Source organism: Bacillus sp. L_1B0_5, assembly GCF_000836715.1.
GTDB lineage: Bacteria > Bacillota > Bacilli > Bacillales > Bacillaceae_G > Bacillus_A > Bacillus_A thuringiensis_S.
Window position 1 is genome coordinate 1 of record NZ_JXIS01000028.1, and the last position, 1,478, is coordinate 1,478.

A 1,478-nucleotide genomic window follows, 5' to 3' on the forward strand; every position below is an offset into this window, starting at 1 on the left:
AGTTTCAAAAAAAATAGCCCTCCACCAGACCTTTTTTGGTCAGATGGAGGGCTATTTTTTTCATGTTTTGACAAGCTGCGGTGAGATAAGCCTGCATTTGGACAGACTTCAGCCCTCGAAATCGAGCATATCGATAGCCATGTAGTTCTTTGGCGTCTGCAAAGCTTCGCTCTATAGTTGAACAGCGTACTTTGTACAACTTTTTCCCTGTAACTGTTAGTTTGTTTTTTCTAGCGATATCCTTATATTTCTCCCATATATGATGAGTGATAACTTTTTGTTTTTGTTTCTTTGAAAAACATACCTCACGTAGCGGACAAACAGCGCAGTCTTCTGGCTTCGATTTATATTTACGATATCCTTCACGATCCGTTGTCGCATACTCTAAAATACACCCCATCGGACAAGCGAATGCATTCATTTCTTCTACATATTTAAATTGGCTTTTTGGTACTTCTTTATTTCTTTTTCCAAATCGGCGATACCCCATCACCATAAATATATTTCTCTCCGATAATTTCTTACAGATATAGCTCGTAAAATAGCCTGCATCAAGAGCTACAGCTTCTACTTTGAACCCGAATTTATCAATTTGAGCTTGGAGGCGTGCTAAATATGGCTCGGAATCTGCCATATTTCCAGCCGTTACATAGGTATCTGTAATAATATTGTACTTCGCATCAGTCGTACGATGGTCTAAGAAATGAAAACCGTTCGGTTTTCCATCTCTCATTAAAAATCCACTATCTGGATCCGTTGTACTTATACGAGTTTTTTTGGTAGGGGTATCACTTTCCTCTCTAGGTTTTAATTCTTTTTTCCATGTACCTTACGATCTTCGATTACCGCAGCTTCTAGCTCATCTATATAAAACTTTGCTTTTTCTTTTTTATATTTATGTACAAATTTATTCTTATTGGCATTGGCCTTAATGTGCGTAGAATCTGTCATTAGCGCACGTCCTCCCACCATCCGGTGCTCTGTCGCTTGCCTCACGATCTCATCAAAAATTTCTTCGAAAATATTTGTATGAATAAAGCGGGTACGGCGATTCCAACTGATTGTAGAATGATCTGGAATAGTATCTGATAGAGAAAACCCTAAAAACCAACGGTAGGCGATATTCGTTTTAATCTCTTTTTCCAATTGACGCTCCGAACGAATACCGTAAAAATATCCAATAAACATCATTTTAAATAAAACGATAGGATGGATTGACGGACGTCCATTGTTTTCACAGTAATAAGGGCGTAATTTCTCTTCAATAAAATCAAAACTAATTGTCGCTTCAATCGCACGAAGGAAATGATCTTGTGGAACCAACTCTTCTACAGAAACAGATACACGTTCATCACGATGATTTTTTAAAGCACCCATCATAAAAACTCTCTCCTTTTCCTCTTTTTTATCAGTGTTGACACATAAAAAGAGGTTCAGACACAAAAACAGGCTGTAGAGAAGACTTTCTCCACAGCCTG

1 protein-coding gene is annotated in these 1,478 nt (G+C 37.9%); it reads right to left on the minus strand.

Translation table 11 applies throughout. The features are described 5' to 3' along the window. Positions 1-4: 4 nt before the first annotated feature. A protein-coding gene (locus RT27_RS32380) for an IS1182 family transposase (protein WP_156137708.1) occupies positions 5-1,380 on the minus strand; the annotation gives its coding sequence in 2 pieces (ribosomal slippage) (positions 5-819 and positions 819-1,380; 1,377 coding nt in all). Positions 1,381-1,478: the final 98 nt, after the last annotated feature.